This window comes from Novosphingobium sp. SG919 (assembly GCF_012932495.1).
Taxonomy (GTDB): domain Bacteria; phylum Pseudomonadota; class Alphaproteobacteria; order Sphingomonadales; family Sphingomonadaceae; genus Novosphingobium; species Novosphingobium rhizosphaerae.
Window position 1 is genome coordinate 16199 of the sequence record NZ_JABCNG010000008.1, and the last position, 25899, is coordinate 42097.

Annotated in this window: 22 protein-coding genes; 9 read left to right on the forward strand and 13 right to left on the reverse strand. The window is 66.3% G+C overall.

Annotated elements, in window-relative coordinates; genetic code table 11:
• Positions 1-54: 54 nt before the first annotated feature.
• Positions 55-1374, reverse strand: a complete 1320-nt coding sequence (locus tag FHT19_RS22810) for a site-specific integrase (protein WP_169476959.1) — start codon at positions 1372-1374, stop codon at positions 55-57.
• Between the two features lie 523 nt (positions 1375-1897).
• Between FHT19_RS22810 and FHT19_RS22815 the strand changes: the two genes are divergently transcribed.
• Positions 1898-3808, forward strand: a complete 1911-nt coding sequence (locus FHT19_RS22815) for an EAL domain-containing protein (RefSeq protein WP_248290626.1) — start codon at positions 1898-1900, stop codon at positions 3806-3808.
• 262 nt (positions 3809-4070) lie between these two features.
• On the opposite strand, the gene FHT19_RS22820 is transcribed toward FHT19_RS22815, so the two are convergent.
• The 3 genes from FHT19_RS22820 to FHT19_RS22830 form a co-directional block, all read right to left on the reverse strand.
• Positions 4071-5231 carry a carboxypeptidase family protein gene (locus tag FHT19_RS22820; protein WP_169476961.1) on the reverse strand — a complete coding sequence of 387 codons (1161 nt, stop codon included), beginning with the start codon at positions 5229-5231 and terminating at the stop codon, positions 4071-4073.
• Positions 5228-5842, reverse strand: coding sequence for a DUF4136 domain-containing protein (locus FHT19_RS22825; protein WP_169476962.1), 615 nt, complete (start codon positions 5840-5842; stop codon positions 5228-5230). The genes FHT19_RS22820 and FHT19_RS22825 overlap by 4 nt, the downstream gene beginning before the upstream one ends.
• A gap of 102 nt (positions 5843-5944) precedes the next feature.
• Complete coding sequence (locus tag FHT19_RS22830; RefSeq protein ID WP_211185055.1) at positions 5945-6748, reverse strand: DUF4136 domain-containing protein; 804 nt, start codon at positions 6746-6748, stop codon at positions 5945-5947.
• 222 nt (positions 6749-6970) lie between these two features.
• Between FHT19_RS22830 and galE the strand changes: the two genes are divergently transcribed.
• The 3 genes from galE to FHT19_RS22845 all read left to right on the forward strand — a co-directional run bounded on the left by galE (position 6971) and on the right by FHT19_RS22845 (position 9024).
• Positions 6971-7990 carry a UDP-glucose 4-epimerase GalE gene (gene galE / locus FHT19_RS22835; RefSeq protein WP_169476981.1) on the forward strand — a complete coding sequence of 340 codons (1020 nt, stop codon included), beginning with the start codon at positions 6971-6973 and terminating at the stop codon, positions 7988-7990.
• A gap of 108 nt (positions 7991-8098) precedes the next feature.
• The gene (ykgO, locus tag FHT19_RS22840; protein WP_008069451.1) at positions 8099-8224 is read left to right on the forward strand and encodes a type B 50S ribosomal protein L36; all 126 of its coding nucleotides are present in this window, start codon (positions 8099-8101) and stop codon (positions 8222-8224) included.
• 176 nt (positions 8225-8400) lie between these two features.
• A complete protein-coding gene (locus tag FHT19_RS22845; protein ID WP_168557998.1) occupies positions 8401-9024 on the forward strand; it encodes an HAD family phosphatase in 624 nt (207 codons plus the stop codon).
• On the opposite strand, the gene FHT19_RS22850 is transcribed toward FHT19_RS22845, so the two are convergent.
• Positions 9025-10350 (reverse strand): hemolysin family protein, encoded by a 1326-nt coding sequence (locus tag FHT19_RS22850; RefSeq protein ID WP_168557997.1) that lies wholly within the window; start codon positions 10348-10350, stop codon positions 9025-9027.
• Positions 10351-10532: 182 nt separating this feature from the next.
• Here FHT19_RS22850 and FHT19_RS22855 point away from each other — a divergent pair, with 182 nt between their 5' ends.
• Together FHT19_RS22855 and FHT19_RS22860 are read left to right on the forward strand one after the other, a co-directional pair.
• On the forward strand, positions 10533-11222 hold the full coding sequence (locus tag FHT19_RS22855) for an OmpA family protein (RefSeq protein WP_168557996.1): 690 nt from the start codon (positions 10533-10535) through the stop codon (positions 11220-11222).
• Between the two features lie 133 nt (positions 11223-11355).
• Positions 11356-12366: an aldo/keto reductase gene (locus FHT19_RS22860; protein WP_169476963.1), complete on the forward strand. Its 1011-nt coding sequence runs from the start codon at positions 11356-11358 to the stop codon at positions 12364-12366.
• Between the two features lie 25 nt (positions 12367-12391).
• On the opposite strand, the gene FHT19_RS22865 is transcribed toward FHT19_RS22860, so the two are convergent.
• The gene (locus FHT19_RS22865; protein WP_168557994.1) at positions 12392-13174 is read right to left on the reverse strand and encodes a 3'(2'),5'-bisphosphate nucleotidase CysQ; all 783 of its coding nucleotides are present in this window, start codon (positions 13172-13174) and stop codon (positions 12392-12394) included.
• Positions 13175-13400: 226 nt separating this feature from the next.
• Between FHT19_RS22865 and sucC the strand changes: the two genes are divergently transcribed.
• Positions 13401-14600, forward strand: a complete 1200-nt coding sequence (sucC, locus tag FHT19_RS22870) for an ADP-forming succinate--CoA ligase subunit beta (protein ID WP_168557993.1) — start codon at positions 13401-13403, stop codon at positions 14598-14600.
• 3 nt (positions 14601-14603) lie between these two features.
• Entirely contained in the window at positions 14604-15488 is an 885-nt protein-coding gene (gene sucD, locus FHT19_RS22875; RefSeq protein ID WP_022675716.1) for a succinate--CoA ligase subunit alpha, read from the forward strand.
• Between the two features lie 190 nt (positions 15489-15678).
• Here sucD and FHT19_RS22880 read toward each other — a convergent pair whose 3' ends face one another.
• The 7 genes from FHT19_RS22880 to FHT19_RS22910 form a co-directional block, all read right to left on the reverse strand.
• Positions 15679-18108: a ligase-associated DNA damage response DEXH box helicase gene (locus FHT19_RS22880; protein WP_169476964.1), complete on the reverse strand. Its 2430-nt coding sequence runs from the start codon at positions 18106-18108 to the stop codon at positions 15679-15681.
• A 165-nt stretch (positions 18109-18273) separates the two neighbouring features.
• Positions 18274-20358, reverse strand: a complete 2085-nt coding sequence (locus FHT19_RS22885; protein ID WP_169476965.1) for a hypothetical protein — start codon at positions 20356-20358, stop codon at positions 18274-18276.
• 24 nt (positions 20359-20382) lie between these two features.
• Positions 20383-22089: an Hsp70 family protein gene (locus FHT19_RS22890; protein WP_169476966.1), complete on the reverse strand. Its 1707-nt coding sequence runs from the start codon at positions 22087-22089 to the stop codon at positions 20383-20385.
• A gap of 83 nt (positions 22090-22172) precedes the next feature.
• The gene (locus FHT19_RS22895) at positions 22173-22334 is read right to left on the reverse strand and encodes a hypothetical protein (RefSeq protein WP_169476967.1); all 162 of its coding nucleotides are present in this window, start codon (positions 22332-22334) and stop codon (positions 22173-22175) included.
• Between the two features lie 34 nt (positions 22335-22368).
• The gene (locus FHT19_RS22900) at positions 22369-23772 is read right to left on the reverse strand and encodes a phosphomannomutase/phosphoglucomutase (RefSeq protein ID WP_169476968.1); all 1404 of its coding nucleotides are present in this window, start codon (positions 23770-23772) and stop codon (positions 22369-22371) included.
• Between the two features lie 30 nt (positions 23773-23802).
• Positions 23803-24087, reverse strand: a complete 285-nt coding sequence (locus tag FHT19_RS22905) for a DnaJ domain-containing protein (RefSeq protein ID WP_169476969.1) — start codon at positions 24085-24087, stop codon at positions 23803-23805.
• Positions 24084-24926: a division plane positioning ATPase MipZ gene (locus tag FHT19_RS22910; protein ID WP_168557986.1), complete on the reverse strand. Its 843-nt coding sequence runs from the start codon at positions 24924-24926 to the stop codon at positions 24084-24086. The genes FHT19_RS22905 and FHT19_RS22910 overlap by 4 nt, the downstream gene beginning before the upstream one ends.
• Positions 24927-25044: 118 nt before the next feature.
• Here FHT19_RS22910 and panC point away from each other — a divergent pair, with 118 nt between their 5' ends.
• Positions 25045-25899 carry a pantoate--beta-alanine ligase gene (gene panC, locus FHT19_RS22915; RefSeq protein WP_169476970.1) on the forward strand — a complete coding sequence of 285 codons (855 nt, stop codon included), beginning with the start codon at positions 25045-25047 and terminating at the stop codon, positions 25897-25899.

A 25899-nucleotide genomic window follows, 5' to 3' on the forward strand; every position in this document is an offset into this window, starting at 1 on the left:
GGCGGAGGCCGCCGTAGCACTACACCGCTTTGCCGTGCCTTACTACCGCTCGAATCAGTGCAAGTTCTGAGCCGCGCCGGACAAGGATGCGGCGGCGAAGTGGCCCCAGGCTTCCATCAGAGTTCGGCGCATGTCGCGCAGATCGGTGCGCAGATAGGCTTGCTCGGTGGACGTACCGACTTTGTGGGCTAATGCCATTTCTGCCACCATAGCGGGAACGGTCGGCATCCGTTCTGCGGCCCAATCACGAAAAGCAGAGCGGAAGCCGTGTACAGTGGCGGTCTTGCCTGAATTAGGGTCGGTGTAACCAGGTCGCCCAGCCAAGAGTTCGGCTTCGTGTGCAGCGCGCAAGGCCTTGGTCAACGACATATCCGACAAAGCGCCGCCATTCATGCCACTGAAAATTAGGCCTGTGCGCAGGCTTTCCTCAGGCGCCCAGAGCGTCAATAGCGCAACGGCGGCATCGGACAGAGTGACGACGTGGCCCCTGTCCATCTTCATAAGGCTGGCCGGTCGGCTCCAGGTGCGGGCATCAAGGTCGATTTGCTCCCAAGTCGCGCTCCGCACCTCACCTGACCGTGCGGCCGTCAATACCGTGAAGAGGACGGCGAATCGGCTGGCCGTGGCATTCTTGGCCAATTCTCCGGCAACGAAACTCGGTACCCTCATGAAGGCCATAGCGCCGAAATTCTTCCCTTTGTCTTGCTTGGCAAGGCCGGTCCGCAATTCGCGAGCGTCGGGCAAAGCGTCCTTTCTCCAGCCACGTGCCTTGGCAAAGGCGAGTACCTGTCCGATGCGGCTGCGCACCTTGCGGGCAATGACAGGCTTATCGTTCCAGATCAAAGCCAGCGCGGCGATGACTTCGGCGCTGCCAATGGCATCGACCTTCAATGCCCCAAGCCTGGGGTTTGCATGTTCTTCCAGCGAGGCCTTGAATGCCTTGGCAGTGCGATCGCTCCAGCCAGACATCAGGGCGTTGTGGGTTTCGATAACAGCTTCGGCAAACGTTGGCACCTTCACCCGCTGCCGATCGCGTTCCACCTTGGGGTCTTTTCCTGCTTTGGCGAGCTTCCGCAGTGCAGCCCCTTTTTCTCGGGCCTCCGCCAAGGACAGGCTTTTGCGTAGCATGAGGGGCAGATCAGAATGCCGGGAATCGTCCTTGCCGAAGGCGGTGCTGCCGAGATTGTCGATGTCCGCCGCGCCCAGTCCGATGTCCCGACGCTTCCCATCGGCCTGCACGCGAAGCATCCATGACTTAGCCCCGCCGGGCGAGACCAGAAGGAAAAGACCGTCTCCGTCCTGGTAGGCGCGCTTAACCGGCTTTCCCGACGGCCCGAATCCGGGCTTGGCATTGCGAACTTTGGCGGCGGTCAATTTCCCCACACTTTTATCCCCACATTTGCCCCCACACAATATCGCGGATTCTGGCGAACGTCAACGGACCGCTGCGGAGAACCATTTTTCAAGTTCGCTATAATCGTTGGTATTTTTCGGGCATTCATGGAAATTCGAGGATCAAAGTTCTAATCCTCGCGGGGCATCCAGTTTCCCGAAATCGCTGATTTAACGCCGCGGCCCACCGCTCGTTCGCGCACGCGGCCGCGCGCTGCCAAGTCCATTGAGCCCACGCTGAGCGTAGCCTGCGGCGACACGGGCGTTAAATCTTGCCAAGCCGGGCCCCGCAACAGATTGTGTCACTTCGTTGCGACAGCCCGCAGGCAAACGCCCGCGTGGTGTCCACGTCGGGGAACACGAGCCCCCAGGTATGATTCTTTTCATGCTTTCAGGTGCATGAAATCTGCTTGCGGATGTATTCGGCGGCCAGGGGAGAAAGCCATTGCGCGCATCGCGTCCGTTTCGATGGTTCGCGGAAATCGGACATGATCCTGCCTTGGCCGTGTCCCAGGCGGTCAACCTGCAACGCCAGGTGCCCTTGCTCTATGGCCTGCTGCTGATCAATTCGGCGGCGGTGGCCATTACCCACCGCCACCAGGCTCCCGCTGCGCTCACCGTCAGCGTGCCTGCCGTACTCTTTGCCGTAACGGTCATCCGCATGGTCCATTGGCTGGGCCAGGCGCGGCGTGGCGCACCCAGTCCCGAAAAGGCGCGGCGGCAGTTGCGGGCAATTACCATCGTCGCCGGGCCGGTTGCCCTGGCTTACGTTGGCTGGTCGCTGGCCTTGGCGCCCTATGGCGGTCCTTACGAACAGGCGCATGTCGCGCTGTACATCTCCACCACGGTGATCGGCTGCATCTTTTGCCTGATCGTGCTGCCGCAGGCCGCACTGCTGGTGGCACTGACAGTGCTCCCCCCGTTCATCATCGTGTGCTTTGCGCGCCAGCAACTGATCTTCGTGACTGTCGGGATCAACGTGGCGCTGGTGCTGGCCGTGTTGCTGCGGGTGCTGTTCAACAGCTTTGCCCATTTCCGCAACCAGGTTTCGGCCGGAACCCTGCTCGCCGAGCAGCACGAAGAGTTGCAGCGCCTCAACGAGGAAAACCGCAAGCTGGCCATGACCGACGCCCTCACCGGGCTGGCCAATCGTCGGCTGTTCCATGCCGATCTCGATCGCTGGACCACCAGCGATGGCGGCAACGGCGCCTTTGCCGTGGGCGTGCTCGATCTCGATCGGTTCAAGCCGATCAATGATACCTATGGCCATCACGTGGGCGATCGCCTGCTTGCCGAAATCGGCGCAAGGCTGCGCCGTGCTGCCGGCCCCACGGCGCGGGTCTATCGCCTGGGCGGCGACGAATTCGGGCTGATCGACAGCGACGCCAAGGGCTTTGCCCGCACCTGCGAGCGCTTGCTGCAGCAGATCCAGGCGCCGCTGCACGTGGGAGAAATCGTGCTCCACGTAGGCGGATCGCTGGGCGTGGCGCATTTCCCGCAGGCCGGCACCAACGCGGCCGACCTGTTCGACCGCGCCGACTATGCGCTCTATCATGCCAAGCACGTGAACGGCGGCGGCGTGTGCGTGTTCACCGCCGCGCTGGAAACCGCGGTGCGGGCCGACCGGGCGATCGAAGTGGCATTGCAAGCCAGCACGCTGGAAGATGAGCTGAGCATCGTGCTCCAGCCGATCGTCGAGCTTGAGAGCGGCCGGCTCAGCGCGGTGGAAGTGCTGGCGCGCTGGACCAGCCCCGTGCTTGGGGAAATCTCCGCCACCGACTTCATCGCCGTGGCCGAACGATCGACCGCGATCCACAGCATCACCCGCGCGGTGATCCGCAAGGGGCTCAAGGCCGCGCAACAGTTGCCCGAATCCGTGGCGCTGTCGTTCAACATCTCGGCCTGCGACCTGACATCGGCCACCACGCTGGCTTTCATCCGCCGCGAGATCGAGCGCGCCGGCATTCATCCAGGTCGGATCTGGCTGGAAGTGACGGAAACGGCAGTGATGGCCAATGCCGAAGTGGCCGCGCAGGCGCTGCAGGCCTTTCGCGACATCGGCGTGCGCATCGCGCTCGACGATTTCGGCACCGGTTATTCCAGCCTGGGCTATGTGCAACGCCTGCCGCTCGACAAGATCAAGATCGATCGCAGCTTTGTCTCGGCGCTGAACGAGCCCGGCGGCGACACCATCGCCAAGGCCATGATCACCTTTTGCCACGCCATCGGCCTTCCCTGCGTGGCGGAAGGGGTGGAAACGACGGCCCAGCGGCGCATGCTGCAGGAAGCCGGGTGCAAACACGCGCAGGGCTATCTGTTCAGCAAGCCGTTGCCGCTCGCCGCGCTGCTTGCGCTATGCGCCGATGATGATGCCCAGCCTTGGGCCGAAAGCCAGGGGAAACGGGGCGCCGCCTGAAGACCACCCCCCCTCCAGCGGGGCGTGTGGGCAAGGCGGCCATAACCATCAGAACGGCAGCGCGCGCCCCGCACAGATCAAGGCCAGGGCGCAACCCAGCACCGGCAGGCAAGCAAGCGCGTGCGCAGCAAGGCCTGGCAGGGCGCCAAGCGCCGGCCGGGCAGAGAGGGAGAGAGAGAGGGCGCGTACCATCCCTCTCCCATGATCCCACAAGCCTTAACGGGTCGTAAAAACCGACCAGGCTTTGTGCACGGTTACGCCATCAATCCGATTGCGGCTGCAACCATTCCCACAGCGCCGCCAGGCATTCGCGGCCCAGCAGCTTGCTGCGTTCCGCGCTCCAGCCATAGACCGCATCGGGCAAGTCGGCATTGTCCTTGAACGGCATTTCCAGCGTCATCGCCACGCAGCCAAAGCGCTGCGCCACCTGGTTGGTGGACATCGCCAGGTTGCCCTGCCCCGGCCGGCTTTCCGGATAGCCACGCCGCACCTGGAAATCGGGACTGCGCCGGTCAAGGATGGTGCGATAGCGCTGGTATCCCGCCAACTGTTCGGGCGTGAGGCCGGGAATGCCTTCGAACCCGGCCAGGAACACGGCGGGGATCGCCTCGTCGCCATGTACGTCGATGGCAAAGTCCACCCCGGTGGCGTCCATCGCATTGCGGATGGCCAGCACTTCGGGCGAGCGCTGCGCACTCGGTTCATGCCATTCGCGGTTGAGATTGACCCCCACCGCGTTGGTGCGCAAATGCCCGCGCACGCTGCCATCGGGATTGCAATTGGGCACGATGTGGAACGTGCAGGCCTGGCGCAGCGCGCGGCCATGCGGATCGGCCGGATCGGTCAGCGCCTCCAGCGCACCTTCGATCCACCACTCCGCCATCGTCTCGCCCGGATGCTGCCGGGCATAGAGCCACACCTGGCGCGGACCGTTGCCAAGCGTCAGGCAATCGATCGGCCGCCCGTCGAGCGAGAGCCCCAGCACGCGATGGGAAACGCCCGGGCTGGCTGCGGCCTCGCTCACCAGGTCGTTATGCCGCTCCAGCGAATAGGGTGCGAAATAGGCAAACCATGCCTGGTCGCCTTCGGGCCGGTGCCGGATGTGCAGCGTGCCACCATCACGCCCGCGGTCGAAATTCGATTCGGCGCGGGTCCATTCCTGGCGATCTTCGGAAACGCAGGCGGAATAGCCGGGCCAGCCATCGGGATAGGCCGAAGTGTTGAGGCCGGTAATCGCCAGGTCAAGTTCGCGCCCGGCCACGCCGCTCACGCGGAAATGGAACCACTGGGCAAATTCCGACTGGTTGTCGCGGCGGATCGCCAGGGTGGCACGGGCGCCATCGACAGCCAGGACTTCGATATTGCCGGCATCGAAAGCGGCGTTGATCAGGATCGGGGCGGCAGGGTTTGCGTCTTGCGTCATTTGACCGAGATAGTGTCGCCAGACTTGCCGGGAAAGCCTGCAAACAGCGCATGGGCCATGCGCGGGGCCAGAACATCGGCCGAAGCGGCCGGCGAACCGCTTTTCTCGCTGTTTTCCGCGCGGCCTTCCCACAAAGGCTCGCCAGAGGCGCGATCGCGCAGCACCACGCGCAGCCAGGTGCTGTCCACCCGGCGCGGACCGCCACCGATGTTGAAGCCAAGGCCAAGGCCAACGCTGCTGTGCCGGCCACCGGTGGCCCCGCCCAGCCCCAGGCTGACCGGGCCATTGCCCCCGCCGCGCACTTGCGTGTCGTGCTGCACATCCACTTCGGCCACCACGTCAGCCGCGCCAGGTGTTGCCGCGCCAAAGCCGAGCGCGGCCACTTCGCGCTGCACCGCCAGCAGCCAGGGCTGGTCGGCCAGGCTCTGCGGATCGGCCTGCGGGCTGCCGTTCGGCCCGGCGCTGACGGAAACCACCGCCACCGCGCCGTGGCCCAGCCGGGCTACGCTATCGGGCTTGGAAAACCGCGTCACCTGGACAGGCGCGGCAAGTGCTGCAACCGGAACCGCAAGCGGGGCGGCCATGAGCATGAGAAACGCCAGGCGGCGCATAGGCCCTTCATCCTTCGTGAAATGCCCGCCGAACGCGGATCTGTTTCGAAGATAGGGATGACGCCCAAGGCACTCAAGGGCAGGGCACAAGCGCCATGGCGATCAGGGATTGTTTTCGCTGGGCGGTGCCATACCCACCGGCACCATGCCGGCCGGCACATTACCCGGCGCGCCAGCATCGGCCACCACCACCTGGCCCTCGGGAAAGCGTGCGAACAGCGCCTTGGCCAGCCGCGCGGCCATCTTGCCATCGTCCAGCCCGCCTTCGCCCTCGCGTGCCATGCCTTCGGCGTGGCCTTCCCACAGCACGCGGCCACTGGCCTTGTCGCGAATCCGCACGTCCATGCGGGTGGAAACGATCGCCTTGGCCGGCTTGGTGAAATCCAGCGCCACGCCCAGCGACACGGCCGAGCCGCGGTTGCTCACCGTGGTGCTCATCGCACCGCTTACCGGAGAACGCTTCTGCTCTTCGGGCACCACGACCTGGTGGCTCACTGCCACTTGCGCGATCTGGCCGGCATCGGTGGCCGTCTGCGTGTCATAACCATGGCCGACCAGGGCATCGATCACGGCCGCTTCATAGACCGGCAGCTTGTCTGGCGTGGGTTCGTCGGCGCCCTGCTCCAGGTCCTCGGCTGGCGCATCGACCCCGGCCACCACGATCTTGCCCTTGCCCAGCAGCGCCATCGCATCGGCACTGCGATAGGATGTCACGTCGATCTTGCTCGATGGTTCTGGCGCGCTCACGCCACGGCGCGGGCCGTCATAGCCGCCCCAACCGCCGCCACCAAAACCGGGGCCATAGCCACCCCACCCGCCCCACGGCTGCGCCTGCGCCGCGATGGGCAAAGTCAGGGCGGCCAAGGCCGGAGCAAGCAGGGCAAGAACACGAACGCGGGCGGGCATGGCAAGGAATTCCCATCAATCTGGCCGAACGGCATGACACCAGTGGGCTGTCGCACGGCTGAACCACCAGGTTAAACGCGCCAGCGCCCAAAACCATGCGCCACGGCGGGCGGACAGCCCGTTACGGATGGAATTGCCCGGTGGCGGATCAATTAGCAAATTCTCATAAGTGATCATGCTGCTAGTGCGAAAAGGCAGGCCACAAGAAGGTGATTCGCCGTGATGTTCAAGATCCCCGTTCTCGTCACCGGCGGTGCCGGCTACATCGGCAGCCATGCCGTGCTGGCGCTCAAGGATGCCGGCTGGCCCGTGGTGGTGATCGACAATCTGGTCACCGGCTTTCGATTTGCCGTGCCCGATGGCGTGCCGTTCTACCAGGGGGACATTGCCGATGAAGCGCTGCTGGCGCGCATCTTGGCCGAGCAGGGCATCGGCGCGATCATGCACTTCGCCGGGTCGGTGGTGGTGCCCGAATCGGTGGAAAACCCGCTCAAGTATTATGACAACAACACCGCCCGCACGCGCAGCCTGATCGCGTCGGCCGTGCGCGGCGGAGTGCGCCACTTCATCTTTTCGTCCACGGCCGCCACCTACGGCATTCCCGAGGTTTCGCCCGTCACCGAAGACTGCCCGCAGCGGCCGATCAATCCCTATGGCATGTCCAAGCTGATGACCGAGCTCATGCTGGCCGACACCGCCCGCGCGCATCCGCTCAACTTCTGTGCCCTACGCTATTTCAATGTCGCCGGGGCCGATCCCCAGGCGCGCACGGGCCAATCCACCGCCGGGGCGACGCACCTGATCAAGGTGGCGGTGGAAGCCGCCCTGGGCAAGCGTGACAGCGTGGCCGTGTTCGGCACCGATTTCGACACGCCCGATGGCACCGGCGTGCGCGACTATATCCATGTGACCGACCTTGCCGATGCCCATGTTCTGGCACTTGAGGCCTTGATCGAGAATCCGGGGCGCTCGCTCACCATGAACTGCGGCTATGGCCGGGGCTTTTCGGTGCTCGACGTGCTCGACGCCGTTGACCGCGCCACCAACCAGCCGATCAATCGCGTGCTGCAGGGCCGTCGCCCTGGCGACCCCGATTCGCTGATTTCCGACAACGCCCGCATCAAGGCAACCTTGCCGTGGGTGCCGCGCCATGCCGATCTCGACACGATCATCGCCCATGCCCTGGCGTGGGAGCGCAAGCTGGGCGAAATGCAGGGCACGCTGACGCCCACACCGGGCTGAACCGCCAACCATGATTCAGCCGGGCCACGGTTGACTTTCCACAGGTGGGCCACTAACGGCGCACCTTCAGTTTCGCGCCCGGGTCGGATTCGGGCAAAGGGAATAGTCATGAAGATTCGCAACAGCCTGAAGTCGCTCAAGGACCGTCACCGGGACAACCGCGTGATCCGCCGCCGTGGCCGGACCTATGTGATCAACAAGACCCAGCGTCGTTTCAAGGCGCGCCAGGGCTAATCAGCCCTTTCGCGCTGGCGGCCCCGGTCCGGCACACCACCGGCAAGGCTGCAACGCTGCTTCCAGCCCGCTTCCTGGCCCGGTAACCGCACCTGTTGCGGCCCCGGCCCAGGAAGCGGGCTGGTTCCGTTTGTGCGCCACGGGCGTGACGCCCACCTTTGCATGGATGCCCTGCCATGACCGATTCCCCTGCCCAACCAACCGTCGTCGTGTGGGATGTGGGCCGGGTGCTGGTGGAATGGGATCTGGCGTTGCTCTATCGCGATGCCATTCCCGATGCGGCAGCGCGCGCGCGTTTCGTGGCCGAGGTGGTGAGCGAGGAATGGCACGGCCAACACGATGCCGGCGTGCCCTGGTCGGACATGGTGCCTGCGCGCATAGCCCAATTTCCGCAGCATGCCGCCCTGATCGCCCGCTATGCCAGCCACTGGATGGACAGTATTCCAGGCCCCGTCGCCGGTACGCACGATCTTGTCCGCCGCCTGGGCGCGCGCACCGTGCCGCAATATGCCATCACCAATTTCGGGGTGGATGCCTGGGCGCTGTTTCGCCCCACGTTCCCGATCCTCGACCATTGCCGCGATATCGTGGTGTCTGGGGCGGAACGGCTGATCAAGCCCGATCCGGCCATTTTCGAATTGGCGGCGCAGCGGTTTGGCCAGACGCCGGAAACGATGCTGTTCATCGACGACAACGCCGCCAACATCGCCACGGCCCGCGCCCTGGGCTGGCACACCCACCACTTCACCCAGGGCGCCGCCGCGCTGGAGGCCGACCTAGTGGGGTACGGACTGCTCTGATCAGCCGTCCAGTTCGGCCGGCGGCGTCGCGGCCTTGGCGCGCTGCACCAAGAGCTTGTCGATCTTGCGGCCGTCCATGTCGACCACTTCGAAGCGCCAGCCCTGCTCGGTGAAATGCTCGCCTTCGGTGGGCAGCTTGCGCAGCACCGAAAGCGCAAAGCCGGCGGCAGTGGCATAGTCGCGGTCTTCGGGCAGATCGATGCCCAGGCGGTCTGCCATGGCATCGGCCGGCAGCGCACCGGCGATCAGCAGCGAACCGTCCTCACGCTCGGTGATCATCGGCCCATCGCCTTCGTCGCCATGGGCCACGAAATTGCCGGCGATCGCGGCCAGAAGGTCGGCCGGCGTGACGATCCCTTCGAGATGGCCATATTCGTCATGGACCAGGGCAAGGGCCACTTCGGCCTGCTGGATCACCCGCAGTGCATCCATCGTATCCAGGCGGTCGGGCACGATGGCCGGCTTCTTCATCAGGCTGGCCAGGTCCGGCTCTGCCCCGCGCAGGCGCGCGGCCAGCACATCGCGCACTTTGACCACGCCCACAATGCGATCGACCGAACCATCGGCCACCAGCAACAGCGAATGCGGGCTGTCCTCGATCGCGGCGTCCAGGTCTGCGGGCACGGCGTCCTGCTCGATCCAGTGCACTTCGATGCGCGGCGTCATCACCTCGCGCACGGGGCGATCGGCCAGGCGCATCACGCTGGCCATCAGCGCGCGCTCTTCTTCCTCGATCACGCCCGAACGCGTCGCTTCGGCAAAGATCATCTGGAGTTCTTCGGCGGTGACTTCCTGATCTCCGCCGCGCGACAGGCCCAACAGGCGGATGATAAGGCCAGAAGACCGGTTGAGCGCCCAGACGAACGGCGCCGTCACGCGCGACATGATGACCATGGGTCGCGCTGCCACCACCGCGATCGGCTCGGCCGCATTGAGCGCCAGTTGCTTGGGCACCAGTTCGCCCACCACCAGGCTGAGATACGTGGTGATGGCAATGACGAGGGCAAAGCCCGCCTCGGCAGCATAGGCCTGCGGCACGCCGAGCGCTGCCAGCCGCTCGCCCACCGGCCCGCCCAGGCTGGAACCGGAATAGGCACCGGCCACAATGCCCACCAGGGTGATGCCGATCTGCACGGTCGACAAAAATTTTCCGGGGTCTGCCGCCAGCTCCAACGCCACCTTGGCGCCCCCGCGGCCGCTTTCGGCCAGGACTTTCAGGCGGGCTGGCCGTGCCGAGACAATGGCCAGTTCCGACATGGAAAACAGGCCGTTGAGCACGACAAGGCCCAGGATCACGAGGGCGTCTGGCCACGGAAAAGAGGTCACGCGCATGCCCCTAGCAGATTTGTGCCGCGCCGCGAAGACCTTGCATCGCGCCGGCAGGGCCCCCGCCTATTCGGGAACCATTCAGGCGGGGCTGGTGTATTGGTTTCGTCCGAATTACCGATCATGTCGGGACGCCTGGCATGGCAAAACGCCGGGCGGTGGATGCAAAAGGGGAATTTATCATGAAGTTCAGTCGGGTGCTCGTCTCAAGCATGTGCGCCGTGTCGCTGGTCAGCCTTTCGGCCTGCGTCACCGATCCCAACACAGGCCAGCAGAAGGTATCGCGCACGGCGATCGGCGCCGGCGCTGGCGCACTGGGTGGCCTGCTGCTGGGCGGGCTGATCGGCGGCGGCACCGGCCGCATCGTGGGCGCGGGCATCGGCGGCATCGCCGGCGCGGCCGTGGGTTACACCATGGACAAGCAGATCAAGCAGCTGCGCGAACAGACCGCCGGTTCGGGCGTCGACGTCACGCCGACCGACAATGGCCAGGCCATCCTGGTCAACCTGCCCAACGGCGTCACGTTCGACACCGACAGCACGATGATCAAGCCGGCGTTCCGCGACACGCTGGACCGCGTGGCGCAATCGCTCACGCAGTATCCCAACTCGCTGATCGACGTTTATGGCCACACCGATTCCACCGGTTCGGACGCCTACAACATGACCTTGTCGCAGAACCGCGCCCAGGCCGTGGCCGATTACCTGTCTTCGCGCGGGGTGGCCCCGGCGCGCATCCGTGCGCAAGGCTTCGGCAAGACCCGCCCGGTCGCCTCCAACGCCACCGAGGAAGGCCGCGCCGCCAACCGCCGCGTGGAAATCAAGATCGTGCCCGTCACCCAGGACGACGTGGCCCGCGCCCGCGGCCAGTAAGCGCCGCCACCGCAAACCTAGCAAAAGGGGCGCCATCCGGATCGGGTGGCGCCCCTTTTCGTTTGCCCTGCATACTGGTTGACGCAATGCGGCATGGGCTGGCATCTCGCGCGTCAACAAGGAGAAACTGGCCATGTCCACTTCGCAGATCACCCGCCGCGCGCTCGCCGGGCGAACGCTCAACCCGATCGGCCTTGGCTGCATGTCGCTGAGCTGGGCCTATGGCGAGCGGCCGAGCGATGCCGACGGCATTGCCCTGCTGCACCGCGCCATCGACCTGGGCTACGATCATTTCGACACCGCGCGTCTTTATGGCCATGGCCATAATGAAACCCTCGTTGGCCAGGCCCTCAAGGGCAAGCGCGACAAGGTGTTCCTGGCCAGCAAGATGGGCATTTTCGCCAGCGGCGAAAAGCGCGGGATCGATTGCCACCCCGACACGATCCGCGCGGAACTGGAAAAGTCGCTCGCCCTGCTCCAGACCGATCACATCGATCTCTACTATATGCACCGGCGCGATTTCAAAGTGCCGATCGAGGATTCGGTGGGCGCGATGGCCGACCTCGTCAAGGAAGGCAAGATCGGCGCCATCGGCCTTTCGGAAATGTCGGCCGACACGCTGCGCCGTGCCGCCGCCGTGCACCCGATTGCCGCGATGCAGACCGAATATTCGCCCTGGACGCGCCAGGCGGAAATCGCCGTGATCGAGGCCTGCCGCGATCTGGGCACCACGTTCGTCGCGTTCTCGCCCGTGGCGCGCGGCGTTCTGGCCAATGGCGTGCGCGATCCCGAGGCGCTGGAAGCTGGAGACATCCGCAAGGCCATGCCACGCTTCATGGGCGACAACTGGCCACGCAACCTGACGCTGGTCGATGCCTTCAACGCCATTGCCACACGCGAAGGCGTGACCCCGGCGCAGCTTTCGCTGGCGTGGGTGCTGGGCAAGGGCGAGCACATCGTGGCCATCCCCGGCACCGGCAAGATCGCGCACCTGGAAGAAAACATCGCCCGCTGGAACTGGGCGATCCCGGCGCAGGTGACAGCAGAAATCGACGCCCTGATCAACCAGCAGACCGTGGCTGGCCACCGCTATGCCGGCGCCATGCTGCCCACGATCGACACCGAGGATTTCGAGCCGGCCTGATCGCCGCCTCGAACCGGCAACACCGTCAGCCGCGCAGCGCCTTGGCGGTGGTCGGCGCCACCCGCGCACGCGCTTCGGCGTGGATCGCGGGGGCACTGACCAGCACGCCGAACGTGCGCGGATCGGGTTTGTTGAACGCAAGCGCGCTGCCATGGGCATCGGTGACCGTCGCCCCGGCCTCCTGCGCGATGAGGGCGGCGGCGGCGATGTCCCATTCATAGCCCCAGCGCCATGTGGCCAGCAGATCGGCTTCGGCCGAAGCGACCATGGCCATGCGCAAGGCGATGGAATTGGGCTTGGCCACCATGGTCAGGTCCACGCTGCCGGGCGGCATGTGGTCTGTGGGCATGCGTGCGCCGTGCAATTGCGTGCGCTGGCTCGCCACCAGCGGCACGCCGTTGCGCGTCGCACCATGCCCGGCCTGGGCCAGCCACACTTCGCCGCGTGCCGGCGCCGCCAGCATCGCCACCACCGGGCGCCCGGTGTCGATCAACGCCACCGAGACGGCCCAGCCCGGCCGCCCGCGCACGAAATCGCGCGTGCCGTCCACCGGATCGACCACCCAGCAGCGCTCGCGCGCCAGCCGGGCGGGGTCATCCGCCGTCTCTTCGGAAAGCCAGCCGGCATCGGGCACAAGGTCACCCAGTGCGACGCGCAGGTACGTATCGACCGCGATATCGGCTTCGCACACCGGATTGTTCGGGCCCTTTTCCCACACCTTGGGCACGTGTCCATGACCGGGCCACAGCGCCAGCGCCTTGGCAGCGGCTTCATCCACGATTGCGGCCAGAGTGACGGGATCGATCATATGCCGCCCAGCCTTGGGCGCGCCCAGCCCGATTGGCAAGACGGATTGCCGGGACGGAATGGCGGTGAAGAGCAAGGTTGCAGGCGCGCCGCGGGCTAGCGATTCCGACAGTGCACAGCCGATCGGGCAACGAAGGCCTTTGCAACTGCGAAGACCTGTGCTTATGGCAGCGCGGAAAATCACGGCGCAAGCCATCCCTTCACTCATACGTAAGCGGGGATCCTGCATGAACGTCCACGAATATCAGGCCAAGGAACTGCTGGCGAAATTTGGCGTCGGCATTCCGGCCGGCATCGCCGCCCTCACGGTCGAAGAAGCGGTGGCTGCGGCCAAGCAGCTTCCCGGGCCCCTCTACGTCGTCAAGGCGCAGATCCACGCCGGTGGCCGTGGCAAGGGCAAGTTCAAGGAACTGGGCCCCGATGCCAAGGGCGGCGTGCGCCTGGCCAAGAGCATCGAGGAAGTCGAAGCCTTCGCCCAGGAAATGCTCGGCAACACCCTCGTCACCGTGCAGACCGGTGAAGCGGGCAAGCAGGTCAACCGCCTCTATGTGACCGATGGCGTTGATATCGCCAAGGAATACTACCTCTCGCTGGTCGTCGACCGCGCCACTGGCCGCGTCGCCCTGATCGTCTCGACCGAAGGCGGGATGGACATCGAGGAAGTCGCCCATGCGACTCCCGAAAAGATCACCACGATCACGATCGACCCCGCGCAGGGCTTCATGCCGCATCACGGCCGCGCCGTGGGCTTTGCCCTTGGCCTTTCGGGCGACCTCAACAAGCAGGCCGCCAAGATCGCCCAGCAGCTCTACACCGCGTTTGTCGCGCTCGATTGCGACATGCTGGAAATCAACCCGCTGGTGGAAACCAAGGACGGCAAGCTGCTCGTTCTGGACACCAAGATGAGCTTCGATTCGAACGCGCTCTATCGTCACCCCGACGTTGTTGCACTGCGTGACGAAACCGAGGAAGACCCGGCCGAAATCGAAGCCAGCAAGTACGATCTGGCCTATATCAAGCTCGATGGCGACATCGGCTGCATGGTCAACGGCGCCGGTCTCGCCATGGCGACGATGGATATCATCAAGCTCAACGGCATGTTCCCCGCCAACTTCCTCGACGTGGGCGGTGGCGCCAACAAGGAAAAGGTGACGGCCGCGTTCAAGCTGATCCTGTCGGATCCGGCGGTGAAGGGCATTCTCGTCAACATCTTCGGCGGCATCATGAAGTGCGACATCATCGCCGAAGGCATCGTCGCCGCGGCCAAGGAAGTGAACCTGCAGGTTCCCCTCGTCGTGCGCCTCGAAGGCACCAACGTGCAAGCGGGCAAGGATATCCTCGCCAACTCCGGTCTCCCCATCGTTCCGGCCAACGACCTTGGTGATGCTGCCAAGAAGATCGTCGCCGAAGTGCAGAAGGTCGCCTGATCCATGAGCATTCTGGTCAACAAGAACACCAAGGTCATCACCCAGGGCATGACCGGTGCCACCGGCACGTTCCACACGGAACAGGCCCTGGCCTATGGCACGCAGATGGTCGGCGGCGTGACGCCCGGCAAGGGCGGCACCACCCACATCGGGCTGCCCAACTTCAACACCGTGGCCGAAGCCAAGCACGCCACCGGTGCCACGGCTTCCTGCATCTATGTGCCGCCGCCGTTCGCTGCCGATTCGATCCTGGAAGCGATCGACGCGGAAATGGAACTGATCGTGGCGATCACCGAAGGCATCCCGGTGCTCGACATGGTGCGCGTGAAGCGTGCCCTGGCTGGCAGCAAGTCGCGCCTGATCGGCCCGAACTGCCCCGGCGTGCTCACGCCCAACGAGTGCAAGATCGGCATCATGCCCGGTTCGATCTTCAAGAAGGGCTCGGTCGGCGTGGTCTCGCGCTCGGGCACGCTCACCTATGAAGCCGTGTTCCAGACCTCGAACATCGGCCTGGGCCAGACCACCGCTGTGGGCATCGGCGGCGACCCGGTCAACGGCACCAACTTCATCGACGTGCTGGAACTGTTCCTCGCCGACGAAGAAACCAAGTCGATCATCATGATCGGTGAAATCGGCGGCGACGCGGAAGAACAGGCCGCGCAGTTCCTGATCGACGAAGCCAAGCGCGGCCGCAAGAAGCCGATGGCCGGCTTCATCGCCGGTCGCTCGGCCCCTCCGGGCCGCCGCATGGGCCACGCCGGGGCAATCGTCTCGGGCGGCAAGGGCGATGCGGAAAGCAAGATCGCCGCGATGGAAGCTGCGGGCATCCGCGTCTCCCCCTCGCCGAGCCTGCTGGGCGAAACCCTGGCCGAAGTGCTCAAGGGCTGATCCGCCAATCACGGTTAGCAAAGAGGCCGGAGGGGAAACCTTCCGGCCTTTTTTGTGGGTGCGGCGCTTGCCGCTCGTGTTGCGCTGGCCGCCGTTCGACAGGCTGAGGGCAAACGGGAGCTGGAAGACAATCGTGGAATTCCGTTCGGACCGAGCCTGTCGAAGCCCCTGTCGGCCAACCCCAAAGCCGCTAATCCGCCCGCATCGCCAGCCCGCCCAGGCTTTCCGCCTCCAGCACCAGCTCATCATCCGCCGCCCCTGCCGGCAGGCTCTCGCGCCCAATCATCACCAACACCGGCACGGCCAGCGGGGTTACGCGCTCCAGCTCCACATGGACCAGTTCAGCCGCCGATCGGTCGAGCAGGTCGGCCAGGCGGCCCACGTCGGTCATCCGCGCGCGGGCATCGGCCCAGGCGGCTTTGATCAGCACATGGTCGGGCTCGTACTTGCGCAGCACGTCATAGATCAGGTCGGTCGAGAACGTGACCTGCTTGCCGCTCTTGCGCTTGCCGGGATGCTGGCGCTCCACCAGGCCGGAAATCACCGCCACTTCGCGGAAAGCGCGGCGCAGGAGGTGCGAATTCTGCACCCATTCGACGAATTCGTCAGTGAGAATGTCGGGCGAAAGCAGCGGCGCCGGATCGCGGATCGGGCGCAGGCTCCACACCGCCAAGGCATAGTCGTTGGCGACAAAGCCCAGCGGACCCAGCCCGCGTTCCTCCATCCGCCGGGTGATCAGCATCCCCAGCGACTGGTTCGCGTTCCACCCCTCGAACGTGTAGAACACGCTGTAGGCGCGGCCATGGTGGGGAAAGCTTTCGACCAGCAGTTCGCCCGGCGCCGGCAGGCGGCTGCGCCAATCCTGCATTTCCAGCCATTCGCGCACATCATCGGGGAAACGCGCCCAGGTGCCGCGATTGGCCAGCATCGCCTGCACGCGGGTGGAAAGGTGCGTGGTCAGCGGCATGCGCGCCCCGCCATAGCTGGGGATCTGCCCGGCCTTTTTCGCGGCGCGCACCACCAGTTCCAGATCGCGCACGCCTTCCACTTCCAGGTCCAGCCCGGCAAAGCGGAACGTGTCGCCCGGGCTCAGCTGCGCGCCGAAATGCTCTTCCACTTTGCCAAGCGAGCGGCCGTTGCGAAAGCGCACTTCCAGCATTTCGGAATCGACGATGATCCCCGCGTTCAGCCGGTGCCGCGCGGCTTGCTCCGGGTGAGTCAGGCGCCAGGTGCCATTGCGGTCGCGCACGATGCGGGCAAAGCGATCGTAGGCGCGCAGGGAATAGCCCCCGGTGGCCACGAAATCGAGCACGCGGGCAAAGGCGGCTTCGTCCACCCAGGCATAGGCCAGTGCCGAGCGCACTTCGCGCAGCAGCGCCGCTTCTTCGAACGGGCCGGCGCAGGCGCAGCCCATGACATGCTGGGCCAGCACGTCCAAGCCGCCGGGGCGGAAATCCTCGCCATCGCGCTGGCCTTCGTGCACCGCATCGCGCGCGGCCATGGCTTCCAGGTATTCAAAGCGGTTGCCGGGCACCAGCACGGCGCGGCTCGCCTGGTCGAGCCGGTGGTTGGCACGGCCGATGCGCTGCAACAGACGCGACGAACCCTTGGGTGCCCCCATCTGCACCACTAGGTCGATGTCGCCCCAATCCACGCCCAGATCGAGGCTGGCGGTGCAGACCAGCGCGCGCAGTTCCCCGCGCGCCATGGCGCCTTCCACCTTGCGTCGCGCCTCGGCCGAAAGCGAGCCATGGTGAATGCCGATCGGCAGGTTGCCCTCGTTGGCATCCCACAGCAGTTGAAAGATATATTCGGCCAGGAAGCGCGTGTTGGTGAACACCAGGGTGACGCGGTTGGCGCGGATCATCTCGATCAGCTGGGGCACGGCCCAGGCGGCGGCATGCCCGCCCCAGGGCACGCGCTCTTCCCGCGGCAACAGGATTTCCACTTCGGGCGGGGCGCCCTCCTCCCCCTCCACCAGGGCCACGCCGTCGATCTCGCCCCACGGGGCCAGCCACGCCCGAAACCCCTCGGGCTCAGCCACGGTGGCCGACAGCGCCGCGCGTTGCAGATCGGGGCTGATGGCTTGCAGGCGCGACAGGGCAAGGGCCAGCAAGTCCCCGCGCTTGCCGGTTGCAAAGGCGTGAATCTCGTCGATCACCACCCGCTTCAGCCCGCTGAAAATTTCACAAGCCTCGGGATAGCTGAGCAGCAGCGACAGCGATTCAGGCGTGGTCAGCAGCACGTGCGGCGGGCGGGCGCGCTGCCGCGCCTTGCGATCGGACGGCGTATCGCCGCTGCGCGTTTCCACCCGCAGGTTCAGGCCCATTTCGGCAATCGGCGCGAGCAGGTTGCGCTGTACGTCGTGCGCCAGTGCTTTCAAGGGCGAGATATAGAGCGTGTGCAGCCCGTCGGGCGCCGCCTCCCGGCCAAGGCGCGAGGGGCAGAACGCCGCCAGCGTGGGCAGGAACCCGGCCAGCGTCTTGCCCGCGCCGGTATCGGCCACCAGCAGCGCATGCTGCCCGGCATCGGCGGCATCGAGCATTTCGGCCTGGTGCCGCCGCACCCGCCAGCCCCGCCCGGCAAACCAATCGGCAATTTCGGGCGGGATCGTGGCCATTAGGGTTAGATAGGAAGCCCCAGGCGCCAGGTCCACCTGGCGTCCGGGGCAAAGGCATCAGTTCTTCTTGCCGGCAACATAGCCCGCCACGGACGTGGTATCGCCCTTGTTGAACGCCATTGAAACCGCCGTTCGTCGCCATCCCTGCCAGGGGGGTGGCTGCGTTCAGAAGTTGCGCAAGATCGCCGTGCGCTCTGGCCCCTTCCATCCCAGTGCCGCCTTGATGAGGGCTGTTTGCACCGCGCAGACAGTGTTGGGCGCCCCATGCCCGTCGAACACGGCCGATACCGCCGCTTGCGACAGCCCGGTGGCCCTGATGATCTGGTCGATCATCGGGCCGGGTATGCGATAGCTGCGACTGTAGCCGCTTGGCGGTGGTGGATCGAGTTCACCGGCGGCGAGCATCGCGCGGGCCAGGGCCTGTTGCCGGCCCAGTGCCGCTTCGGTCAGTTGCACGCCTTTGGGCAAGTCATCCCAGTGATAGACGCTCAGGCAGGTTTCCGGGCCATCGGCCTTGGCTGCGAGCATCATGTCGAGCCGCCACCGGGCCAGCGCTTCGAGCCGGGCTGGCCCGGCGTGCGGGCGCGCCTGGAGGAACCGCTGCGTCAGCACCACTTGCCCCGCGTGGGCCAGTTCCCCCGGATCGGCCAGCATCCGCCGGTTGGCCTTGATCGCGGCGGCCAGCTTGGCATCGGCCTTGTAGACTTGGGGATAGGTCATGGCAGGGCCGAACATCTGGTGCAGCACGTCTGCCAACGTCGGATCGGTGACCGGGTCGAAATCGGCACCTGCACTTTGCCCAGGCGTGGCAGGGGCGCCCGCTTCATAGGGTGCCGTCACCGCAGGCGCGCCGACCTGGTGGTTCTGCCCGTAATCACTGATCGCGATGATCATGCGGATAACCCCGATCACGACAATCGCAATCCAGCCGAACTTGGCGCCGAGACCGCCCCCTTGGCCCTCCCACGCGGCCACGAGCACGGGGTTGAAGTGCTGCTCCAGCTCGGGAAAGTTGGTGCGCACGCCGTCGATCAACTGGCGCACCTGCCGCTTGGGCACGAACAGGCCCTTGCGGCTGCCATCACGGGTTAGTTCCACCCACGCCTTGTGCAGGGGATGGCCCTTGTCCTGCACTTTTTCGGTAAAGCGCAGGCCGCGGAGCCGGGCATTGAGAAAGGCGATCGCGGGGCGCTCGTGCAACTGGCCGCGCTCGCTTTCCCAGTTGAACGCTTGCGCCACCGGTTCAAGCAGCGGGGCGCTGCGTGGCCAGGCTTGCGCCAAAACCTCGGCCAGCCAGGTTTCGATCGCATTCGATCGCTCCACCTGCTCCTCGTGTGCCTCGGCCAGCACAGTGTCGAGCAACTGCCGCGCTTCTTCCTCCTGCGCGTCGGTCAATGGCGCCTTGTGGCCGGTTTCTGGCAACAGCAGCACGAACAGCGCATCTTCAGCCGGCCGCACCGTGCGCACCAGGGGCTGCGTGCCCAGGCGCGGGATCAGGAAAGCGACAGCGGGTGAATCCCCGGTCGTGGCAGGGCGGTCCGCCCAGCCGAAGGCCTGCGCTGCGCTGTCGAGCAAGGGCGCCGAACGCGGCCAGCCGCGTGCCAAGGTTTCGGCCAGCCATTCCTCGGTGCGGCCCCACAGGTCCACCCCGCCAGCATCGGCCTGCGCGATCAACGCTGCCACATGCGCCTGCGCGTCGGCGCGTTCGTCCTCGCTCAGGCCGAATTCGGTGCCCGGCCCTTCCAGCAGCAGGGCATGGAGCGCGTGATCGGCCCGCGGCTGTTCAGGCCGCGCCAGCCGCACCGGATCGACATCGGAGGCAAACCATTCGACCACGCCCAGCGTGGGCTGCCGCAGCGCGAACTGGGGATCGGACGGGCCGCTGGCGGGCGCAAGCGGCAGCGGCGGCACCAGCGCATCGTGGCGATCGTCCGTTCCGGCCTGCACCACGCCATCGCCCGCCAGGCCATCGAGCCGGGGGGCGGCATGGGGCCAGGTGCCAGGCACGAACGCGTCCGCTTCCGCCGGCCCCTGCTCCGGCAAGACCTCCGCGATCGGCGCATCGGCGGGCTGCTGGCGCGCCCAGGCGAGCACGGCATCGCGGGCCTCGCGCAAGGCGGAAAAGCCTGCCACATCGGCGTCCACGTCCATCGCACGCAAGGCATCGGCATAGGCGCGGCGGATTGCCGCCTGGTCTGCGGTGGGATCGATCCCCAGCCGGCGCCACGCGGCGCGCAAGGCACCACTCACAGGTCGGCACTCACAGGTCGGCACTCATAGGGGCATCTCGGCGTCCAGGCTATCGAGCCGCATCGCCAGATCGGCACTGGCCTGCGCAATCACACGGTGATCCTGGGTTTCCAGCGCGCCCTGGAACGCCAGGATCCAGTGCCCGATCGCCTCGCGCACATCGCCCAGATGGTCTTCCCACAGGCGCTCGGCCCGCGCCAGGAGTGCCTGGTTGGCAGCCTCTTCGCGCGGGTGGACTTTCAGTGCGGCCAGCGCGCGGCGGCGGCGGTCGAGCTCTGCCTCGTCCTTGCGGTCTTCCTCGTCGGCCAGCACCACATTGCGGCTTTCGCCCGTCGCTGGAATGGTCACGTCCACTTCCAGAAGCCCCGAGGAATCATAGCTGAAGCGCACATCCACCTGCACTTCGCCCGCTGGCCGCGGCGGCACCGGAATTTCCAGCGCCCCCAGCTTGACGTTGCCCGAAACCTCGCGCGCCTCGCCCTGGAAGATGCCGAATTCCACGCGGCGCTGGTTGTCGGCCATGGTCTGGAAATAGTGCACGCGGCTGACCGGCACCGGTGTGTTGCGCTCGATGATCGGGGTGAACAGGCCCGACATCACGTTGCCACGCGCGTCGCGCTCGCTGCGGTCCACGCCAAGGGTGAACGGGCAGACATCGGTGATGCGCACTTCTTCCAGCCCGCCATCGCGCGCGATCAACCCGCCCTGGATCGCCGCGCCCAGCGCCACGGCATGATCGGGATGGACGGTGGAATTGGGGAAGCGCCCGAACAGGCGGGTGATTGCCTTGCGCACCACCGGCATGCGCGTGGCGCCGCCCACCAGCACCACTTCGGAAAGGCTGGCCGTGTCGATCTGGCTGTCGCGCAGCGCCCGCACGACGGGATCGCGCAGCCGGCGCAGCAGGGGTTCCGCCGCCGCTTCCAACTCGGCCGCCGTGACCGCCGTGGCCAGGCGCACCCCGTCAACGGTCAGGGCAAATTCCGCCTCGCCCTTGTCGCTCAGCGCGCGGCGGGTGCGCTCGGCCGCCTGGAGCAACAGGGCACGGGCGCGCTCGGGATGCGCCTTGTCGAGCAGCCCTTCGGGATCGAGCCGCGTGCGGACGGCCTGGGCCAGCGCCTCGTTGAAATCGTCGCCGCCCAGGCGGTTGTCCCCGGCCGAGGCGCGCACTTCCACGATGCCGGCAAACATTTCCACGATGGATACGTCGAAGGTCCCCCCGCCCAGGTCAAACACCAGGAACGGTTCGTGCTCCCCGCGGCTGGCGAGGCCAAAAGCCAGGGCGGCTGCCGTCGGCTCGTTGATCAGGCGGCGCACCGAAAGACCTGCCAGTTCGCCGGCCCGGCGCGTGGCCTTGCGCTGCTTGTCGTTGAAATAGGCCGGCACGGTAATCACCGCTTCGGTCGGCACAGCGCCGGTCTGCGCCGCCACATCGTCGCGCAAGCTGGCCAGCACCAGCGCCGAAAGCTCTTCGGCGGTGAACGTCTGCCGCGCCAGCTTCAGCTTGCGATCGGTGCCCATAAACCGCTTGAAGCTGACCTGGGTAGCGCCGTCCTTGGCCGCCATGCGCTCCAGCGCGGCCTGGCCGACCAGCGTGGTGCCATCGGGCAGAACCGACACGGCCGAGGGCGTCAGCATCTGCCCCAGTGCATTGGGCACAAGCTGCGCCGCGTCGCCATCCCACAGCGCCACCGCCGAATTGGTAGTGCCCAGGTCAATTCCGATGATCATGCCGTCGTGCTCGCTCCCATGGGGCCATCATGGCCGGGCGACAGTGCCCATTGCAAGATGCTTCCATGTCCGTTCACGTGCAGTCATCGCGTCAGCAGCCACAGCCCGCCACCCACCACCAGCAAAATCGCCAAGGCGGCCAGCAGGCAACCGGTCCTGCCCCAACGGCGATGAACCGCCTTGCCGCTCTCGCAGGCAAGATCGCCAAGCGCGTCCTGCATAAGGTCGCCAATGAAGTCGTGCATCGGTAGCGCCTTGGTTGTGCAGCTTCGCGGACAATCAATGCCCCGCCTGCGGCCCGCGCGCGAGGCCCGACAGCGCCAGTTGCGCATCAACCTGCTGCATCAGCCGGGCCAGGCCGGCCTCGGTCTCGCTTTCGGCCCGCGCCACCAGCGCAGCCTGGGTGTGCGAGGCGCGCAGCAGCCACCAGCCATCGGGCGTGGTCACACGCACGCCGTCGATCGCCACCATATCGGCGCCTTGAGCCTCCAGCCGGGCTTTCACCTCGTCCATCGCGGCAAACTTGCGCGCCTCGTCCACGGCAAAGCGCAGTTCGGGCGTGGCCACGGTTTCGGGCATGGCACTGCGCAGATCGCTGACGGAGCGGCCAAGCCGCGCGGCGGCGGCGATGAGGCGGATCGCGGCATAGATGCCATCGTCAAAACCGTACCAATCGTCGGCCAGGAACACGTGCCCACTCATTTCGCCGGCCAGTAACGCGCCGCTTTCACGCAGGCGGGCCTTCATGTGCGAATGGCCCGATTTCCACATCTCCGCCCGCCCGCCCAGCGCGCGCACGGACTCGAACAGCGCCCGACCAGTCTTGATATCGCCCAGCACCAGCGCGCCGGGATGGCGGGCCAGCAGATCCTGCGCCAGAATCATCAGCAACTGATCGGCCCAGATGACCCGGCCTTGCCCATCGACCACGCCGATGCGATCGGCGTCACCATCAAAAGCCACCCCGAAATCGAGCCCGCCGCGCGCCACCGCCGCGCGCAGGTCGGCCAGGTTTTCCTCCACCGTGGGATCGGGATGATGGTTGGGAAAAGTGCCATCCACCTGGGCAAACAGCACATCGTGCCGCCCAGGCAACCGGGCCACCAATCGCTCCAGCACCGGCCCCGCCGCACCATTGCCCGCGTCCCACGCCATGGCCAGGCCAGCAAGGCTTTCCCGGTCGATGCCATCCAGCCCCTTGAGCAGGCGATCGACATAGGCATCCATTACCGCAACCTGGCGCACGGCGCCCGTGCCGCTGGTCCAATCGCCGGCGGCAGCCTGATCGCCCAGCGCCTGGATCGCCGCGCCGAAGAACGGCTGGCCATCGCGCACCAGCTTGAAGCCATTGTGGGTGGGAGGATTGTGGCTGCCCGTCACCTGGATGCCCCCCGCCACGCCGGGCAGGGTGATGGCCGCAAAATAGAGCATCGGGGTTGGCCCCATGCCGATGCGCAGCACATCGGCGCCGCTCGCCACCAGGCCTTCGACCAAGGCATGTTCCAGGATCGGCGAACTGACCCGCCCATCCATGCCCACGACGACCGTGCCGCCGCCATCGCGCACCACCAGCGTGCCAAAGGTGCGCCCGATCGCGCGCGCATCATCGGCGCCCAGGCTTTGCCCGAACACGCCACGCACGTCGTATTCGCGCAGGATCGTGGGATCGAACCGGTGGGTCATCAGGCGGCCCCTACACCACGGCCCAGGGTATCAGCGCCGCTCCACCAGCCGGGCCAGCAGCAGGTCGCGCGCGGCATTGGCTTCGTGCACGGCTTCGCTGCTGCCACCGCGATCTGGATGGACCATGGCCAGCAGGCGGCGGTGCGCCTCGATGATCTGTTCGCGCTTGGCATTCGGCTCCACGCCCAGGAGATTGCGCGCCCGGAATTCTGCCAAGGAACGCGCCTGCGGCTGGCCCAGTTCCCACGGCCAGCGCTGCGTCAGCAGCTTGACCGCCAGGCACACCAGCGCGGCCAAAACCAGCAGCTTGGTCACGCCACGTCCACCATCGGGGTGGATTGCCCGTTTTCCCGGCCGCCATTGGCCGCGCGCTGCGAAGGCAGCGGCAGGTTGAGCCCGGCCACCAGCGTACGCAACTCCTGCCGCGCGACCAGGTGGCTGGTGCCCAGTTCGCCTAGATGCCCCTTGTCCAGCAGCGTGAGGCCGCTGGGGAACAGTTCGCGATAGATCACGCGTTCCGACAGGCCGTTGGAAATGCGAAAGCCGACGCGCTTGGACAGTTCGTTGAGCGCCTGGTCGATACGCTTCTGGTTGCGCGCTTCCACGTGCTGGGTGCGGTTGCGCACCACCACCCAGTCCATCTCGCGCCGGGCCTGCTGGATCGTGGCCATGGCGCGCTTCTTGCGCGCTTCCCAGATCAGCTCGGCATAGAACGACAGGCGGCGCACGCGGAAGGTCTCGGCGTCCACCTGGCCGATCAGATCGAAATCGACGAAGCTGTCGTTCAGCGGGGTGACCAGCGTATCGGCGCCGGTCGCCACGTGGCGCGCCAGCGGATCGTCGCGGCCCGGCGTATCGAAGATCAGGAAATCATGATCCTGCGAAAGATCGGCGACCAACGCGTCGAGCGCTTCGGGCGTGGTTTCGTTGAACACCACGTGGGTGGCATTGGGCAGCGGGATCTGGCGGCGCCGGGCAGTCTCGTCGCGGTTTTGCAGATAGCGGTGCAACGTGGCCTGGCGGTTGTCCAGGTCGATCGCCGCCACGCGCCCGCCCTGGTAAGCGAGCGCCACGGCGACGTGCACGGCGGTGGTCGATTTGCCGGTGCCGCCCTTTTCGTTGGCGAAAACGATGCGATGGGGACCTGTCGACACGCGGCTCTCTCTCGATCTGGGCGGTTAACCGAACGCTTGAAGACCGGGCACGGCGCGGCTAGGGGAAACCCCGCCGCGCGGCCGGTTGTTGCCACGGCTTAAAGGAGAGGCACCCGGCGTGCAAACCATCTATCGCCTGGAAGACCTGCGCGCGGCCGTAGCTTCATCCAAAATCGGGGAAAAAACCCTGGCCCTGGTGCCCACGATGGGCGCCCTGCACGAAGGCCACCTCACGCTGGTGCGCCGCGCCCGCGATCTGGCCGATGCCGTGGCAGTGTCGATCTTCGTCAATCCGCGCCAGTTCGGGCCGGGCGAAGACTTCGACGCCTATCCCCGCCGGCTGGAAAGCGATGCCGCGCTGCTCGCCGCCGAAGGGGTCGACATCCTGTGGGCACCCAGCCCCGAGGTGATGTACCCGCGCGGCTTTGCCACCACGGTTTCTGTGGCGGGGCTGGACGAACCGCTGTGCGGCGCGGCGCGGCCCGGCCACTTCGATGGCGTGGCCACGGTGGTGTGCAAGCTGTTCAACCAGGTTCAGCCCGATTTCGCGCTGTTCGGGGAAAAGGACTGGCAGCAGTTGGCGATCATCCGCCGCATGGCCCGCGACCTGGACCTGGCCTTTCCCCGCGCCGAGGCGATCATCGGCGTGCCCACCGTGCGCGAGGCCGATGGCCTGGCGCTCAGCAGCCGCAACCAGTACCTGACCGCGCACGAACGGGCCAACGCGGTCGCCCTGCCGCGCGCGATCGAGGCGGCGATTGCCGCGTTGCACGCCGGCGCCGACGCCGATGCCGCACTGGAAGACTTGCGCACGGCCCTGCTGCGTGGCGGCTTTGCGCGGGTGGACTATGCCGACTTGCGCGATGCTGAAACACTCGATCCGCTCGACGCGCTGGGAGACCGCCCCGCGCGCGTGCTGGTTGCAGCGCACCTGGGCAAGGCGCGGCTGATCGACAACTGGCCCGCGAACTGA

Bases quoted from the DNA above. Each gene is read 5' to 3' on its own strand.
- FHT19_RS22820 (WP_169476961.1), bottom strand. From the start codon at position 5,231: ATGACGCAAGACGCAAACCCTGCCGCCCCGATCCTGATCAACGCCGCT.
- FHT19_RS22825 (WP_169476962.1), bottom strand. From the start codon at position 5,842: ATGCGCCGCCTGGCGTTTCTCATGCTCATGGCCGCCCCGCTTGCGGTT.
- FHT19_RS22830 (WP_211185055.1), bottom strand. From the start codon at position 6,748: ATGCCCGCCCGCGTTCGTGTTCTTGCCCTGCTTGCTCCGGCCTTGGCC.
- galE (WP_169476981.1), top strand. From the start codon at position 6,971: ATGTTCAAGATCCCCGTTCTCGTCACCGGCGGTGCCGGCTACATCGGC.
- ykgO (WP_008069451.1), top strand. From the start codon at position 8,099: ATGAAGATTCGCAACAGCCTGAAGTCGCTCAAGGACCGTCACCGGGAC.
- FHT19_RS22845 (WP_168557998.1), top strand. From the start codon at position 8,401: ATGACCGATTCCCCTGCCCAACCAACCGTCGTCGTGTGGGATGTGGGC.
- FHT19_RS22855 (WP_168557996.1), top strand. From the start codon at position 10,533: ATGAAGTTCAGTCGGGTGCTCGTCTCAAGCATGTGCGCCGTGTCGCTG.
- FHT19_RS22860 (WP_169476963.1), top strand. From the start codon at position 11,356: ATGTCCACTTCGCAGATCACCCGCCGCGCGCTCGCCGGGCGAACGCTC.
- FHT19_RS22865 (WP_168557994.1), bottom strand. From the start codon at position 13,174: ATGATCGATCCCGTCACTCTGGCCGCAATCGTGGATGAAGCCGCTGCC.
- sucC (WP_168557993.1), top strand. From the start codon at position 13,401: ATGAACGTCCACGAATATCAGGCCAAGGAACTGCTGGCGAAATTTGGC.
- sucD (WP_022675716.1), top strand. From the start codon at position 14,604: ATGAGCATTCTGGTCAACAAGAACACCAAGGTCATCACCCAGGGCATG.
- FHT19_RS22880 (WP_169476964.1), bottom strand. From the start codon at position 18,108: ATGGCCACGATCCCGCCCGAAATTGCCGATTGGTTTGCCGGGCGGGGC.
- FHT19_RS22890 (WP_169476966.1), bottom strand. From the start codon at position 22,089: ATGATCATCGGAATTGACCTGGGCACTACCAATTCGGCGGTGGCGCTG.
- FHT19_RS22895 (WP_169476967.1), bottom strand. From the start codon at position 22,334: ATGCACGACTTCATTGGCGACCTTATGCAGGACGCGCTTGGCGATCTT.
- FHT19_RS22900 (WP_169476968.1), bottom strand. From the start codon at position 23,772: ATGACCCACCGGTTCGATCCCACGATCCTGCGCGAATACGACGTGCGT.